The sequence below is a fragment of the Agromyces sp. SYSU T00194 genome, assembly GCF_040496035.1.
Classification (GTDB): Bacteria; Actinomycetota; Actinomycetes; order Actinomycetales; family Microbacteriaceae; genus Agromyces; species Agromyces chitinivorans.
Map to the genome: position 1 here is coordinate 2,533,635 of NZ_JBEPJZ010000001.1, position 14,664 is coordinate 2,548,298.

Sequence of the window (14,664 nt, forward strand, 5' to 3'; positions counted from 1 at the left end):
GCTAGGCGGGGCCCTCCGCCTCGAGCACGAACCAGAAGTGACGGCCGCGGTGCAGCACGTCCTTGCCGTTCATCACGCCGAGGAGGAGGCCGTCGCCCGCCCGCTTGAAGTGGTCGAACGTCGCCATGCCGTCGTAGACCATCGTCGCCGTCACCTCGCCGCGGAAGGCCACCATCCAGAGCGACGCGCCGCCGCGCGCGAGCTCGACGTTGTCCACCAGCGTGCCGTCGGGCTCCGCGCAGACGATCGGGCTCACGTCGTTCGCCGAGCGCATGTGCTTGCCGTGCCAGCGCACGCCGTCGAGCACCCGGCCCAGGCCGTGGCCGGTCGGAACCGCCGACCCGCGCCAGCGACCCAGGAGGTCGTCGATCGCGGCGACGGGCAGGGCCGACCAGAGCTCGTCGAGCTCGTCGGGGTCGACCGAGTCCCGTGCGAGGAGGGTGCGCACGCGCGCCTCGAGGCCGGGGTCGACCTCGAGGCGCGCGTGCGCCGTGGCGGCGGCGGTCACCCGTCCGCCAGCTCCGCCAGTCGATCGCGCAGCACGGTCTTCAGGACCTTGCCGCCCGCGTTGCGGGGAAGGGCATCGATGATCACGAGGTCCTTCGGCAGCTTGTAGCGCGCCAGCGTGGCGCCGAGGAAGTCGTTGAACTCCTCCAGTGAGAGCTCCTGGTCGGGCTTCAGTGCGACGAACGCGACCGGCACCTCACCCCAACGGTCGTCCTCGCGGCCGATGATCGCGGCCTCGAGCACCTTCGGGTGCGCGAACATCGCGTTCTCGACCTCGGCGCAGTAGATGTTCTCGCCGCCCGAGATGATCATGTCCTTCTTGCGGTCGACGACCCAGACGAAGCCCTCGTCGTCCTGGCGCACCAGGTCGCCGGAGTGGAACCAGCCGCCGGCGAAGGCCTTCGCGGTCTCCTCGGGCTTGTTCCAGTACGCCGACATCATGGTCGGTCCGCGGTAGACGATCTCGCCCACCTCGCCGACGGCGACGTCGTGCATCTCGTCGTCGACCACCCGGTACTGGATCGTCGGGATCGGCTTGCCGACCGAGCCCAGCTTGCGGCGGGAGTCCTCGCCGCTCAGCACGCAGGTGATCGGCGACATCTCGGTCTGGCCGAACACGGCGACGTTCGTCGCATCGGGGAAGGTCTCCTCCATGGCGCGCAGCACGGTGTCGGAGGCCGGCGCCGCACCCCAGCTGATGATGCGGAGCTTGAGGTCGCGGTCCTTGATGCCGGGCAGCGCGCAGATGGCCTGCCACTGCTGCGGCACGTTGAAGACGATCGTCGCGCCCTCGCGCTCCCACGCGTCGACGACGGCGGCCGGGTCGAACGCGCCGAGCGGGTGGATGACCGTCGGGATGCCGAGGATGAAGTTGGCCGCGATCGAGCCGAGGCCGGCGATGTGGAAGAACGGCGCGGTGAGGAACGCGATGTCCGACTCGTCCCAGACGGCGTTGCTGCGGATGCAGGTGACGGCCTGGAGGTACATGTTCCGGTGCGAGAGCATCGCGCCCTTGGGTGCGCCGGTCGTGCCCGAGGTGTACATGAGCAGCGCGGTCGAGTCCTCCGGCACGTCCTCGAGCTCGATCTGCTCGGCGTCGGCGAGCACGTCCTCGTACGACTCGAACCCGTCGGCCGTGCCGAGCACGATCTTGGACTCGATCGTGTCGGTGAGTCCCGCGACGGCCGCTGCGAGCGGGGCGAGCATCTCGTCCACGATGATCACGCGCGACCCGCTGTCCTCGACGAGGTAGAGGATCTCGGGCGGCGTCAGGCGGAAGTTCACCGGCACCGCGATGGCGCCGAGGCTGTTGATCGCGAAGACCGACTCGACGAACTCGGGCCGGTTCAGCGTGAGCAGCATGACTCGGTCGCCCGAGCGCACGCCGCGGGCCCGCAGCGCGCCGGCGAGCGTCAGCGAGCGCTCGTGCAGCTGCCCCCAGGTCGTGTCCTGCCCGAGGTAGCGCAGCGCGACCGCGTCGGGCTGCGAGACCGCGTGGCCCGCCGTCTGGCTCATCCAATGCGTGCGGAAGCTCCAGGCCGGCACCGTCTGTGCCACCGGGCTCTCCGCAACTGCTGAGTTCGTCATCGAATCCCTCTCCACCTCTTCGTGCAGGTATGCACCCAGTATGCATGACCGGCGGCGTTCCGTCATCACTTTTGTTAATCGCGGTTCTCATCTGTGGACTGCGGCGGTCCGATGCGACGTGGCATGCGGCGCCGCGGGCGGTCGTACCCTAGGGTGCTGGTGGGGAGGTGCACGTGTCGGAAGTCGTCACCGAAGGCGTGCGGCGCAGGCCGAAGGACCGCAAGCAGCGGATCGAGGCGGCGGCCGCCGAGGCGTTCAGCGCGCACGGATTCCACGCCGTCGGCATGGAGGACATCGCCGCAGCGGTGGGCGTCTCCGCCCCGGCGCTCTACCGGCACTACCCGAGCAAGTACGCGCTGTTCGTCGCCTGCGCCCGCGGGCTCGCCGGCGGGCTGCTCGACGGCATCGACCGGCTGCCCCGGACCGACGACCCCGAGGAACGGCTGGACCAGCTCGTGTCCTCCGTGCTCCGGACCACCGTCGCGAACCGCCGCACCGGCGGCCTCTACCGCTGGGAGGGCCGCTACCTGGCGCCCGAGCACCGCGCCGAGATCGGCGCCCAGTTCGATCGCCTGACGGCCACCGTCGCCGACGCCCTGCTCGAGGTGCGGGACGACATCACGCCCGAGACCGCCGACCGCGTCGCATCCGGCGGGCTCGCGGTGATCGCGTCGATCACGGCGCACCGCACCTCGCTCGGGGTGCGCCGGATGGAGCGGGTGCTCGGCGGGGCGGCCCACCGGGTCCTCGCCGTCTCGCTCGACGGGGTCGACGCCCCGCCCATCGAGCGCACCGACGGCGAGCCGATCGGCGGTCGTCGCGAGTTGCTGCTCTCGAAGGCGATCACCCTGTTCAACCGGCGCGGCTACCACGACGTCGGCATCGACGAGATCGCGGCGGCGGCGGGGCTCACCCCGTCGGGCGTCTACCGCCACTTCGCGGGCAAGTCCGACATCCTCTTCGCGGCGTGCGTGCGGGCGGCGGAGCGGCTGACCCAGGTGACGGCGGACGCGACGTCGCGCGCCGGCGACGACCCCGAGGGGGCGCTGCAGTCGATGGGGCGGGCCTACATCCGCTTCGCCTTCGAGCAGCACGAGCTGCTCTCGGTGTACTCCGCCGACGCCACCAGCCTCGGCGAACAGGACCTCTCCCGGCTGCTCGCGCTGCAGCGGGAGCACGTCGCCGAATGGGTGAACCGCCTCCGTGCGGTGCACCCGTCGCTCGACCTGCCGTCGGCCCGCATCCTGGTGCACGCCGCACTCGGCGTGGTCGTGGACGGGGGCCGTCGCTCCCGGTGGAGCGACGACCCCCAGGTCGTGCGGTGCGTCGCGGCCATGGTCGATGCGGTGCTGGACCCGCCGGACACCGACCTCGGCCGCTGACGGCCGGGCGCCTCAGGCGCCGTGGCCGCCCTGCTTGCTGCCGTGGAGCGAGTGCAGCATCGACCTCGCGATCTTCATGTCGCGCTCGGACCGGTCGATGCGCAGGAGGTCGAGCGGCGCCTTGAAGCGCTGCACGGTCATCGACTTCGCCCGGCTGAACTCGCGCAGGCCGTCGGGCCCGTGCACGCGACCGAAGCCCGAGCCGCCGACGCCGCCGAACGGCAGCGCCGCGACGCCGGCGAAGCCGAGCACCGAGTCGATCGTGACCGCGCCCGCCTTGAGTCGCGCGGCGATCCGCTCTCCCTGCCTGTGGTTGCGCGTGAAGATCGAGGCGCCGAGCCCGTAGTCGGTCGCGTTGGCCTTCTCGACCGCCTCGTCGAGGTCGGCGACGCCGTTGACGACCAGGGTGGGGCCGAACGTCTCCACGCAGACGGCGTCGGCGTCCTCCGGCACGTCGGTGAGCACGATCGGCTCGACGTACGGCGCCTTCACCGAGTCGACCCCGCCGAGCAGCGCGGTGCCGCCGCGGGTCAGGGCGTCCCGCACGTGCTCGCGCACGACGTCGCCGCCCGACGGGTGGGTCATGCGACCGTACGAGGCGGACTCGTCCGCGCCCGGCGTGAGCGTGCGGGCCTTCTCCACCAGCAGGTCGAGGAACTGCCGGCGCACCGACTCGACGACGTACACGCGCTCGACGCCCACGCAGGTCTGGCCGCTGTTGCCGAACCCGCCGAACACCGCGAAGTCGGTCGCGAGGTCGAGGTTCGCGTCCGCGGCGACGATCATCGCGTCCTTGCCGCCGCACTCGGCGACCAGCGGGGTGAGCCGCTCGGCGCACGTCGCCATCACGCGCTTCGCGGTTGCCGTCGACCCGGTGAACCCGACCTTGTCGACGCCGGCGCGGATCAGCGCACTGCCGACCTCGCCGCCGCCCGTCACGACCTGCAGCACGGGCTGCTCGGGGTTCGCCCGCGTCCACGCCTTGGCGAGCCAGACCGCGGTGTCGGGCGTGAGCTCGCTGGGCTTGAAGACCACGGCGTTGCCGGCGGCGATCGCGTACCCGACCGACCCCATGGGCGTGTAGAGCGGGTAGTTCCACGGACCGATCACGGCGACGACGCCGTACGGCTCGTAGCCGAGGGTGGCCTTCTGGTTGAACGCGACCGCCCCGGCCGGTACGCCGCGGCGCTTCAGCACCTTCTCGGCGTGCTTGGCGGCCCAGTCGAGGTGACCCAGGGTCAGCATGATCTCGAGCGTGGCGTCGCCCTGCGGCTTGCCCGTCTCGCGCGAGATGATCGCGGCGAGGTCGTCGGCGCCGTTGGCGATGGCGTTCTTCCAGGCGAGCGTGCGGCGACGACGCTCCTTGTAGCCCAGGCTCGCCCACCACGCGGCCGCCTCGCGGGCGGTGGCGACGGTCGCGGCGACGTCGGGCAGGTCCGGTGCAGGCTGCTCCTGCAGCTTCGCGGGGTCGGTCAGTGTCATGGGATGCTCCGCTTCCTCGGGGAGTTGCTGATCAGAAGTGAATGATCATTCACAGTATCCCGGACTCGTCGACTCGATACAAGATGTCCCGGCGCAGCTGGGGATGACGTGAGAGAATCGAACGACGATTCGATTTCCCGCCGCGGCGGGAGAGGGGAGCAGGCATGGCCCAGCGCAGCGTCGCGCCGCAGGTCGCGAGCCCCACCAAGTCGGAGCGCACTCGCGAGCGCATCCTCGACGCGGCCGCCCACGTGCTCAGTCGCAAGGGGTACGCGGGCACGCGCCTGAGCGATGTCGCCGAGGTCGCCGAGGTGCAGGCGCCGGCGATCTACTACTACTTCCCGTCGCGGGACGACCTCATCGAGGAGGTCATGTGGGCCGGCGCCCACCGCGTGCGGCTGCACGTGCAGGCGGTGCTCGACGAGCTGCCGCAGGGCACCGAGCCCATCGATCGCATCCTGGTGGCCGTCGAGGCGCACCTGCGGTACGAGCTGAGCATCTCCGACTACACGACGGCGTCGGTGCGCAACGCGGGGCAGGTGCCCGAGCAGCTGCGCACCCGGCCCGCCGAGGAGGAGGCGGCCTACAGCCGCATCTGGCGCGACCTGTTCGACGAGGCGCAGCGAGCCGGCCAGCTTCGCGAGGACCTCGACGTCAACGTCTCGCGCCTGCTGCTGCTCGGCTCGATGAACTGGGCCGCGGAGTGGTGGAACCCCCGGATGCGGTCGCTCGGCGACCTGGTCCACGCGGCGCGCTCCCTCGTGCTGCACGGCATGGGGGCCCCGGAACTCGGCGAGCGCGCGGCGCGCTGAGCCGCCGGGCCGCGCTCGCCGGCGCGTACGACGTCGCGGCCCGCCGCACGACGACGCGGCCCGCGACGAGGCCGATGCCTCGCGCGGGCCGCGTACGGCTCAGACCGCGACGGGCTCGAAGAGGTCGAGCCGCGAGCGGAGCACCTGCTCGGCGTCGGCCACGGTGCGGCGCACGATCTCGCCGGCCGTCGGGATGTCGTGGATGATGCCCTGCACCATCCCGACCGTCCAGATGCCGGCCTCGAGGTCGCCCTCCTCGAACACCTGGCGCCCGCGGGCGCCGGCGACGAGGTGCCGTACGGCGGGGAAGTCCCCGCCGGCGTCGAGGATCTCGACGACCTCCCGGCTGACCGAGTTGCTCGCCACGCGCGCGGTGTTCGACAGCGTGCGGAAGATGAGCTCGGTGTCCTGCTCGGTCGCCTCGACGATGCGCTCCTTCACCCGATGCGAGATGGGCGACTCCTGCGAGCACATGAATCGCGTCCCCATGTTGATGCCGTCCGCGCCGAGTGCGAGCGCGGCCGCGAGGCCGCGGCCGTCGCCGAACCCGCCCGAGGCGATGAAGGGGATCGACAGCGCGTCCGCCGCTGCGGGGATCAGCACGAGACCGGGCACGTCGTCCTCGCCGGGGTGGCCGGCGCACTCGAACCCGTCGATGCTCACTGCGTCGACGCCCACGGTCTGCGCCTTCACCGCGTGGCGGACGCTCGTGCACTTGTGCACGACGCGAATGCCGTTGGCCTTGAACATCTCCATGTGCGGCTCGGGGTTCGAGCCGGCGGTCTCCACGATCGTGACGCCCGCATCGACGATCGCGCGCCGGTACTCGTCGTACGGCGGCGGGTTGATCGAGGGGAGGATGGTGAGGTTCACCCCGATCGGCTTGTCGGTCATCGTCCGCGCGCGCTCGACCTCCTTCACGAGGTCTGCGGGCGTCGGCTGGGTCAGTGCGGTGATGATGCCGAGGCCGCCCGCCTCAGACACGGCCGCGGCGAGCTCCGCGCGGCCGACCCACATCATGCCGCCCTGGACGATCGGATGCTCGATGCCGAGCAGCTCCGTGAACCGCGTGCGTACCATCGCCGTGCTCCTTCCCTTCCTGCCGTGCCTCAGGCGTACGTCTCGCCGGCCTCGGCCTTCGCGACGAGCGACGCCGGGGGCTCGAAGTGCGGGCCGTAGGCGGCCGCGAGCTCGCGGGCGCGTGCCACGAAGCCGGGGAGTCCGCCCTCGTACTGGTTGATGTACTGGATCACGCCGCCCGTCCACGCCGGGAAGCCGATGCCGTAGATCGAGCCGATGTTGGCGTCGGCGACGCTCGTGAGCACGCCCTCGTCGAAGCATCGGACCGTGTCGATCGCCTCGGCGAAGAGCATCCGCTCCTTGAGGTCGTCGAACGGCACCTCGGTCCCCGAGCCGAAGGCGTCGGCGAGTCCTGGCCAGAGGCCGACGCGCCTGCCGTCGGCGTCGTAGTCGTAGAACCCGCCGCCGGTCGAGCGCCCCTTCCGGCCGAGTTCGTCCACCATGCGGTCGACGACCGCCTCGGCGCCGTGCTCGGTCCAGCCCTTCCCCTCGGCGATGGCCGCCTTCTTCGTCTCCTCGCGGATCTTCTGGGTCAGCGTGATGGTGAGCTCGTCGAGCAGCTGCAGCGCGCCTGCCGGGTAGCCGGCCTGGAGCGACGCCTGCTCGACGGTCGCGGGGGAGACGCCCTCGCCGACCGCGGCGACGGCCTCGTCGATGTAGCGACCGATGACGCGCGAGGTGAAGAAGCCGCGGTTGTCGTTGACGACGATCGGCGTCTTGCGGATCTGCAGCACGTAGTCGAAGGTCTTCGCCAGCACCTCGTCGCCGGTGTTGCGCCCGCGCACGATCTCGACCAGCGGCATCTTGTCGACGGGGGAGAAGAAGTGGATGCCGATGAAGTCGTCGGGCCGCTTCACACCGGTCGAGAGCTCCGTGATCGGGAGGGTCGAGGTGTTCGAGCCGAGCACCGCGTCGGGCTCCACGACGTCCTCGATCTCCTGGAACACGGCCTGCTTCACGTCGACGCTCTCGAAGACCGCCTCGATCACCAGGTCGACGCCGGCGAAGTCGGCCGGGTCGGCAGACGGCGTGATGCGGGCGAGCAGCGCGGCGGACTTCTCGGGGGTGGTCTTCCCGCGCGAGAGCGCCTTGGCCTCGATCCGCTCGGCGTAGCCCTTGCCGCGGCGGGCCGCCTCGATCGAGACGTCCTTCAGCACGACGTCGATGCCGGCCTTCGCCGACACGTAGGCGATGGCCGCGCCCATCATGCCCGCGCCGATCACGCCGACCTTCGTCGCGGTGAACGTCGGGTAGCCGTCGGGGCGGCTCGCGCCGGCGTTGATCTTCTGGAGGTCGAAGAAGAACGCGTTGATCATGTTCTTCGCGACCTGTCCGACCGTGAGCGAGGTGAGGTACCGGGTCTCGATCGTCGAGGCGGTGTCGAAGTCGACCAGCGCGCCCTCGACGGCGGCCGCGAGCGCGGCGCGGGGCGCGGGCATGGGCGCTCCCTTGACCTGCTTGCGCACGTTCGCCGCCATGGCCGGGAGCATCGAGGCGACCGACGGGCTGTTGGGGCCGCCGCCGGGGATGCGGAAGCCCTTCTCGTCCCAGGGCTTCACCGCGACCGGGTTCGCCGCGATCCAGGCCTTCGCGGCGGGGATCAGCTCGTCGACGGTCGGGACCACCTCGTCGACGATGCCGACCTCGAGGGCGCCCGCCGGCGTGAACTTCGTGCCGGTCATGATCACCTTGGTGAGCGCGGGCTGCAGCCCGAGCATGCGGACCGTGCGGGTGATGCCGCCGCCGCCCGGCAGGAGGCCGAGCGTGACCTCGGGCAGGCCGAGGCGAGTGCCCTTCACGTCGGCGACGACGCGGTGGTGGGCGGCGAGCGCGACCTCGAGGCCGCCGCCGAGCGCGGTGCCGTTGATCGCGGCGACCACGGGCTTGCCGAGCTTCTCGAGGCGGCGCAGGTCGCCCTTCACGCGCTCGACGTGCGCGGTCTGCTCGGCCGCGGTCTCGGGCGAGCCCTGCATCAGCTGGCGGAGGTCGCCACCGGCGAAGAAGCTGGACTTCGCGCTGGCGAGGATGACGCCGGTCACGTCGTCGAGCTCGGCCTCGAGCCGGTCGACGACGATGCCCATCGACTCGGTGTAGGCGTCGTTCATGGTGTTGACGGTGGCGTCGGGGTCGTCGAGGGTCAGGGTGACGATGCCGTCCTCGTCGCGCTCCCAGTGGATCGCGGGCGCCTCGGTCACGATGGCTTCGATGGTCATGAGTGGGTCCAGTCCTGTCGGTTCGTGCGGGTCGGGGTCGTTCGAACTCAGAGTCGTTCGATCACGGTCGCGATGCCCATGCCGGCGCCGACGCAGAGCGTCGCCAGGCCGCGGCGGAGGTCGCGACGCTCGAGCTCGTCGAGCATGGTGCCGAGGATCATCGCGCCGGTGGCGCCGAGCGGATGCCCCATGGCGATCGCACCGCCGTTGACGTTGACCTTCTCGCGCGGGATGTGGAGGTCCTTCATCCACTTGAGCACGACGGAGGCGAACGCCTCGTTGAGCTCGAACAGGTCGATGTCGTCGACGGTGAGGCCGGTCCGGTCGAGCACGCGCTGCGTAACGCTGGTCGGCCCGGTGAGCATGATGGTCGGCTCGCTGCCGAGCACGGCCGTGCCGACGATGCGCGCGCGGGGCGTGAGGCCCATCGCGTTGCCGGCGGCCTCGCTGCCGAGCACGACGAGGGCGGCGCCGTCGACGATGCCGGACGAGTTCGCCGCGGTGTGCACGTGCGAGATCTTCTCGACCGAGTGGTACTTCTGCAGCGCCACGGCGTCGAAGCCGCCCAGGTCGCCCATGGTGGCGAAGGCCGACGGGAGCTTGCCGAGCCCGTCGACGGTGGAGCCGGGACGGCGGTGCTCGTCGTGGTCGAGCACCAGCACGCCGTTCATGTCGCGCACGGGCACGATCGACCTGTCGAACCAGCCGTTGGCCCAGGCGGCATCCGCCTTGTCCTGGCTCCACACGGCGAACTCGTCGACGTCCTCGCGGTCGAAGCCCTCGATCGTCGCGATGAGGTCGGCCGAGATGCCCTGCGGCACGAAGTAGGCGTCGTACGCGGTCGTCGGGTCCTGCGCGTAGGCGCCGCCGTCGGAGCCGATCGGCACCCGCGACATCGCCTCGACGCCGCCGGCGACGACGAGGTCCTCCCAACCCGAGGCCACCTTCTGCGCGGCCAGGTTCACGGCCTCGAGGCCGGAGGCGCAGAAGCGATTGACCTGCACGCCGGGGACGTGCTCGGGCAGCCCTGCGTTCAGGATCGCGGTGCGCGCGATGTCGCCGCCCTGCTCGCCCACGGGCGAGACGACGCCGAGTACGACGTCGTCGATGCGGTCGAGGTCGAGCGACGGGTTGCGCGGGCCGAGCTCGGCGAGCAGCCCGCTCGCGAGGTCGACCGGCTTCGTGCCGTGCAGTGCGCCGCCGCGGTTCTTGCCGCGCGGGGTGCGGAACGTGTCGTAGATGAATGCGTCGGTCATGGTCCTGTGTGTCCTCCCGATCGCGGTCACAGCCCGAGGCTGCGGCCGACGATCTCCTTCATGATCTCGGTGGTGCCGCCGTAGATGGTCGTGATGCGCGCGTCCTCGTAGTCGCGCGCGATGCGGTACTCGCGCATGTAGCCGTAGCCGCCGTGCAGCTGCAGGCAGCGGCCCACGACCTTCTGCTGCAGCTCGGTGCACCACCACTTCGCGGCGGCCGCATCCTCGGCGGTGAGGCGGCCGTCGACGTGCTGGCGCAGGCAGTCGTCGATGTAGGCGCGCGTGACGCGCACCTCGGTGGTGAGCTCGGCGAGCACGAAGCGGGTGTTCTGGAAGCTGCCGATGGGCTGCCCGAAGGCCTTCCGCTCCTTGACGTACGACAGCGTGCGCTCGAGCACGCCCTCGCACGCCGCGACGGCCGCGGCGGCGATGGAGATCCGCTCCTGGGGGAGGTTCTTCATCAGCCCGAGGAACCCGGCCCCCTCCGCGCCGAGCAGGTTCTCCGCGGGCACGCGCACGTCGACGAAGGAGAGCTCGCTGGTGTCCTGCGCGTGCAGGCCGATCTTGTCGAGGTTGCGGCCCCGGGAGAAGCCGGGGGAGTCGGCCGGGATCACGAGGAGGCTGAGGCCCTTGTGCCGGTCGTCGGAGGTGCGCACCGCGGTGACGACGAGGTCGGCGTTCTGCCCGTTCGAGATGAACGTCTTCGCGCCGTTCACGACGTACTCGTCGCCGTCGCGGACCGCGGAGGTGCGGATGCCCGCGAGGTCGGAGCCCGTGCCCGGCTCGGTCATCGCGATGGCGGTGACGAGCGTGCCCTCGGCGAGCCCGGGGAGCCAGCGCGCCTTCTGGTCGTCGTTCGTGAGGTCGAGGAAGTAGGGGTAGACGATGTCGTTCGACAGGGCGATGCACGCCATGCCGTCGCTGACGGGGTTGCGCGCGAGCTCCTCGCCCATGATCGCGTTGTAGCGGAAGTCGTCGATGCCCATCCCGCCGTACTCCTCCGGCACGCCGAAGCCGAGGATGCCGGCTTCCGCGGCGGCGGTGAACAGGGAGCGGTCCACCTTGCCCTCGCGTTCCCACCGCTCCGCGTGCGGCGCGGCCTCCGCTTCGACGAAGTCGGCGACGAGCGCGCCGAACTCGCGGTGCTCCGTGTCGTACACGGTGCGCGACGTTCCGAGGTCCTTGAACATCCGATCGATCCTCACTGATCTGCCCTGGCCGTGCGGCCCTGTCCCGACAGTGTGACACCGATCCGCAGTTTTTACAACAGATTCAAAACTGCACGATGCCGTGCTTGACGTACAAGGGGTTGAGGGCGCACCATTCTGGGAGAGATTTCTAACGGTGATTCAATACTGGGATCATCCCGAGGCGAAGGAGCCCCCAGACATGGCGATCGAGTTCGAGATCGACGACGAGGTGTCCGCACTCGCCGCCAGGGTGCGCCGGTTCGTGCGCGACGTGGTGATCCCCGTGGAGCTGGAGACGGGCGGTTCGGTGCACGACGGCGACGAGTCGGTGCGGCGCGGCCTGCAGGACGCCGCGCGCGCCGAGGGCCTGATCGCACCGCAGCTCGGACGAGAGTGGGGCGGCCACGGCCTCGACATGCGCGCGCAGTCGGTGGTGCTCGAGGAGGCCGGATACTCGTTGCTGGGCCCGCTCGCGCTGCACTGCTCCGCCCCCGACGAGGGCAACATGCACCTGCTCGAGCGCATCGGGTCCCCGGCGCAGCGGGAACGATGGCTGCCCGAACTCGGCAGCGGCCGCGCGCGCAGCGCGTTCGCCATGACCGAGCCCGCGCCCGGCGCCGGATCCGACCCCCGCGCGCTCCGGACGCGCGCGCGCCGGGTCGAGGGCGGGTGGCGCATCGACGGCCGCAAGTGGTTCATCACCGGGGCGCGCGGCGCCGCGCTGTTCTTCGTCATGGCACGCACGTCGGGGGAGCCGGGCGACGCGGGCGGTGCCACGCTCTTCCTCGTCGACGGCGACCACCCGGGCATCACCGTCGTCCGCGATCTCGACACGCTCGACGTGGGCCTGTTCGGCGGGCACAGCGAGGTCGAGTTCCGCGACTGCGTCGTGCCCGACGACGCCGTGCTCGGCGAGGTCGACCATGGCTTCGAGGCGGCCCAGGCACGGCTCGCCCCCGCCCGGCTGACCCACTGCATGCGCTGGCTGGGGCTCGCCCGGCGTGCGCACGACATCGCCCTCGGGTACGTCTCCCAGCGCCACGGCTTCGGCGACCGCCTGGCGAACCTCGGCATGGTGCAGCAGCAGGTCGCCGACAACGAGATCGACATGGCCGCCTCGCGGGCACTCATCCGCCACGCAGCCTGGCTGCTCGACACCGGGCAGGACGCCGGTACGGCGACGTCGATGGCGAAGGTCTTCGTGGCCGAGGCCGTCGGGCGCATCACCGATCGCTCGGTGCAGCTCGCGGGGGCGACCGGCACCGCCGGCGACCTGCTGCTGAGCAGGTACTGGCGCGAGGTGCGGCCGTTCCGCATCTACGACGGCTCGAGCGAGACGCATCGCTGGGCCATCGCCAAGCGCGCCGTCAAGGCGCGTCGCCTCGCCGCGGCGGAGGTGGCCTGATGCCCGTCGGACTCGACGTGATCGCGCTGCACCGCCACTTCTCGCAGCACCTGCCGGGCTACAACGGCGGGCTCAACGCCCGGCTCGTCTCCGGGGGGAAGTCGAATCTCACCTACCGGCTGAGCGACGGCGTCCACGACTGGGTGCTGCGCCGCCCGCCGCTCGGTCCCCTCACCCCGAGCGCGCACGACATGGTGCGCGAGTACCGCGTCATGGACGCGCTCCAGGACACGCCGGTGCCGGTGCCCGGCACGCGCCTGCTCTGCCGCGACGAGTCGGTGCTCGGCGTGCCCTTCCTCGTCGTCGACTACGTCGAGGGGCGCACGCTGCGCAGCCATGCGGAGCTCGGGGCGCTCTCGAGCGCCGACCAGGCCGCGCTGGGCGATGAGCTCGCCGACCGCCTCGCCGCGCTGCACCGCGTCGACCCGATCGCCGTCGGCCTCGCCGACTTCGGTCGCCCCGCGGGCTACCTCGGGCGGCAGTTGCGCCGGTGGTCCGACCAGTGGTCCCGGGTCCGCACCCGCGAGTCGGCCGACTTCGAGCGCCTCGCGGTCCTGCTGGCCGATGCGCTGCCGCAGGAGTCGGGAGCGACGATCGTGCACGGCGACTACCGCATCGACAACGTCCTCGTGGCGCCCGACGCGCCGCGGATCGAGGCGATCGTCGACTGGGAGCTGTCCACGCTCGGGGACCCGCTCGCGGACCTCGCGATGACGCTCGTCTACTGGGAACCGCTCACCGAGCCGGTGCTCGGCGTGCCGCACGTGCGCGGCGGGCCGAATGCACTGCCGTCGCCGGCCGCGTTCCTCGACCGCTACGCGCGCGGCCGGGACCTCCCCGACCTCGAGCCGTACCTGGCGCTCGCGGCGCTGAAGCTCGCGGTGATCGCCGAGGGCATCCACTCGCGCTTCCTCGCCGGGAGCACGGTCGGCTCGGGCTTCGAGACCGCCGGGAGCGCCGTGGAGCCGCTCCTCGCCTACGGGCTCGGCCAGCTCGCCCCGGCCCGGGCGGCACGCTGATGCGCGCGGCGATCGTGACCGGCGGCTCCCGCGGCATCGGCCTCGCGATCACCCGTCGGCTGGCAGCCGACGGGTACGCGGTGACCATCACCGGCCGCGACCGGGCGGGGCTCGAGCGCGCCGCCGCGCAGGTGCGCGACGAACTCGGGACGCCGGTCGTCGGCGTCCCGGCCGACCTCGCCGACGAGGCGGCGGTCGACGCGCTCGTGCCCGCCCACCTCGAGCGGTTCGGGCGCCTCGACCACCTCGTGCTGAACGCGGGCATGGGCAAGGGCAGCCCGATCGCCGAGACGCCCCTGCGCCGGCTCGACCTGCACTACGCCGTCAACCTGCGCAGCACGTTCGCCCTGGTCTCGCAGGCGATCCCGCCGCTGCGTCGGGCCGCCGAGGAGCACGGCAGCGCACGCGTGGTCGCGATCGCGTCGATGACGGCCCTCGTGGCGGAGGCGGGGCTGGCCGCGTACGGCGCGACGAAGGCCGCGATCGTGTCCCTGTGCGAGGCGCTCACCCAGGAGGAGTACGCCGCGGGCGTGCTCGCCACCGCGATCTGCCCGGGCTACGTCGACACCGACATGGCCGCCTGGAAGCACGACGCGGTCCCCGCCGACGAGATGATCCGGCCCGATGACGTCGCGGAGCTCGCGATGTCGGTGCTGCGGCTCTCCCGCACCGCGGTGGTGCCGACGCTCGCGGTGGTGCGACCGGGGCCGGAGCTCTGGCGGGCCTGAGCT

12 protein-coding genes are annotated in these 14,664 nt (G+C 71.6%); 5 read left to right on the forward strand and 7 right to left on the reverse strand.

The window, feature by feature from the left end:
* Position 1: 1 nt before the first annotated feature.
* Both ABZK10_RS11915 and fadD5 read right to left on the reverse strand, forming a co-directional pair.
* Entirely contained in the window at positions 2 to 508 is a 507-nt protein-coding gene (locus ABZK10_RS11915; protein WP_353809413.1) for a DUF4334 domain-containing protein, read from the reverse strand.
* Complete coding sequence (fadD5, locus tag ABZK10_RS11920) at positions 505 to 2,064, reverse strand: fatty-acid--CoA ligase FadD5 (protein ID WP_353809414.1); 1,560 nt, start codon at positions 2,062 to 2,064, stop codon at positions 505 to 507. Before fadD5 ends, ABZK10_RS11915 begins: the two co-directional genes overlap by 4 nt.
* A gap of 203 nt (positions 2,065 to 2,267) precedes the next feature.
* On the opposite strand from fadD5, the gene ABZK10_RS11925 reads away from it, so the two are divergent.
* Entirely contained in the window at positions 2,268 to 3,476 is a 1,209-nt protein-coding gene (locus tag ABZK10_RS11925) for a TetR/AcrR family transcriptional regulator (protein ID WP_353809415.1), read from the forward strand.
* A 12-nt stretch (positions 3,477 to 3,488) separates the two neighbouring features.
* Here ABZK10_RS11925 and ABZK10_RS11930 read toward each other — a convergent pair whose 3' ends face one another.
* Positions 3,489 to 4,958, reverse strand: coding sequence for an aldehyde dehydrogenase family protein (locus tag ABZK10_RS11930; protein WP_353809416.1), 1,470 nt, complete (start codon positions 4,956 to 4,958; stop codon positions 3,489 to 3,491).
* Between the two features lie 164 nt (positions 4,959 to 5,122).
* Between ABZK10_RS11930 and ABZK10_RS11935 the strand changes: the two genes are divergently transcribed.
* Positions 5,123 to 5,770 carry a TetR/AcrR family transcriptional regulator gene (locus ABZK10_RS11935; RefSeq protein ID WP_353809417.1) on the forward strand — a complete coding sequence of 216 codons (648 nt, stop codon included), beginning with the start codon at positions 5,123 to 5,125 and terminating at the stop codon, positions 5,768 to 5,770.
* A 99-nt stretch (positions 5,771 to 5,869) separates the two neighbouring features.
* Here ABZK10_RS11935 and ABZK10_RS11940 read toward each other — a convergent pair whose 3' ends face one another.
* Genes ABZK10_RS11940 through ABZK10_RS11955 form a run of 4 tightly spaced genes read right to left on the reverse strand, consistent with a single transcriptional unit; the run spans position 5,870 to position 11,509 of the window.
* Positions 5,870 to 6,850 carry an NAD(P)H-dependent flavin oxidoreductase gene (locus ABZK10_RS11940; RefSeq protein WP_353809418.1) on the reverse strand — a complete coding sequence of 327 codons (981 nt, stop codon included), beginning with the start codon at positions 6,848 to 6,850 and terminating at the stop codon, positions 5,870 to 5,872.
* Between the two features lie 29 nt (positions 6,851 to 6,879).
* The gene (locus tag ABZK10_RS11945; RefSeq protein ID WP_353809419.1) at positions 6,880 to 9,063 is read right to left on the reverse strand and encodes a 3-hydroxyacyl-CoA dehydrogenase NAD-binding domain-containing protein; all 2,184 of its coding nucleotides are present in this window, start codon (positions 9,061 to 9,063) and stop codon (positions 6,880 to 6,882) included.
* Between the two features lie 47 nt (positions 9,064 to 9,110).
* Positions 9,111 to 10,319 carry an acetyl-CoA C-acetyltransferase gene (locus tag ABZK10_RS11950; RefSeq protein ID WP_353809420.1) on the reverse strand — a complete coding sequence of 403 codons (1,209 nt, stop codon included), beginning with the start codon at positions 10,317 to 10,319 and terminating at the stop codon, positions 9,111 to 9,113.
* A gap of 26 nt (positions 10,320 to 10,345) precedes the next feature.
* Positions 10,346 to 11,509 (reverse strand): acyl-CoA dehydrogenase family protein, encoded by a 1,164-nt coding sequence (locus ABZK10_RS11955; protein ID WP_353809421.1) that lies wholly within the window; start codon positions 11,507 to 11,509, stop codon positions 10,346 to 10,348.
* Positions 11,510 to 11,708: 199 nt separating this feature from the next.
* On the opposite strand from ABZK10_RS11955, the gene ABZK10_RS11960 reads away from it, so the two are divergent.
* From ABZK10_RS11960 to ABZK10_RS11970, 3 genes are read left to right on the forward strand one after another with little or no spacing between them, the layout of a single operon-like run.
* The gene (locus ABZK10_RS11960; RefSeq protein WP_353809422.1) at positions 11,709 to 12,914 is read left to right on the forward strand and encodes an acyl-CoA dehydrogenase family protein; all 1,206 of its coding nucleotides are present in this window, start codon (positions 11,709 to 11,711) and stop codon (positions 12,912 to 12,914) included.
* On the forward strand, positions 12,914 to 13,933 hold the full coding sequence (locus ABZK10_RS11965; protein WP_353809423.1) for a phosphotransferase family protein: 1,020 nt from the start codon (positions 12,914 to 12,916) through the stop codon (positions 13,931 to 13,933). Before ABZK10_RS11960 ends, ABZK10_RS11965 begins: the two co-directional genes overlap by 1 nt.
* Positions 13,933 to 14,661 carry an SDR family NAD(P)-dependent oxidoreductase gene (locus ABZK10_RS11970; RefSeq protein WP_353809424.1) on the forward strand — a complete coding sequence of 243 codons (729 nt, stop codon included), beginning with the start codon at positions 13,933 to 13,935 and terminating at the stop codon, positions 14,659 to 14,661. The genes ABZK10_RS11965 and ABZK10_RS11970 overlap by 1 nt, the downstream gene beginning before the upstream one ends.
* Positions 14,662 to 14,664: the final 3 nt, after the last annotated feature.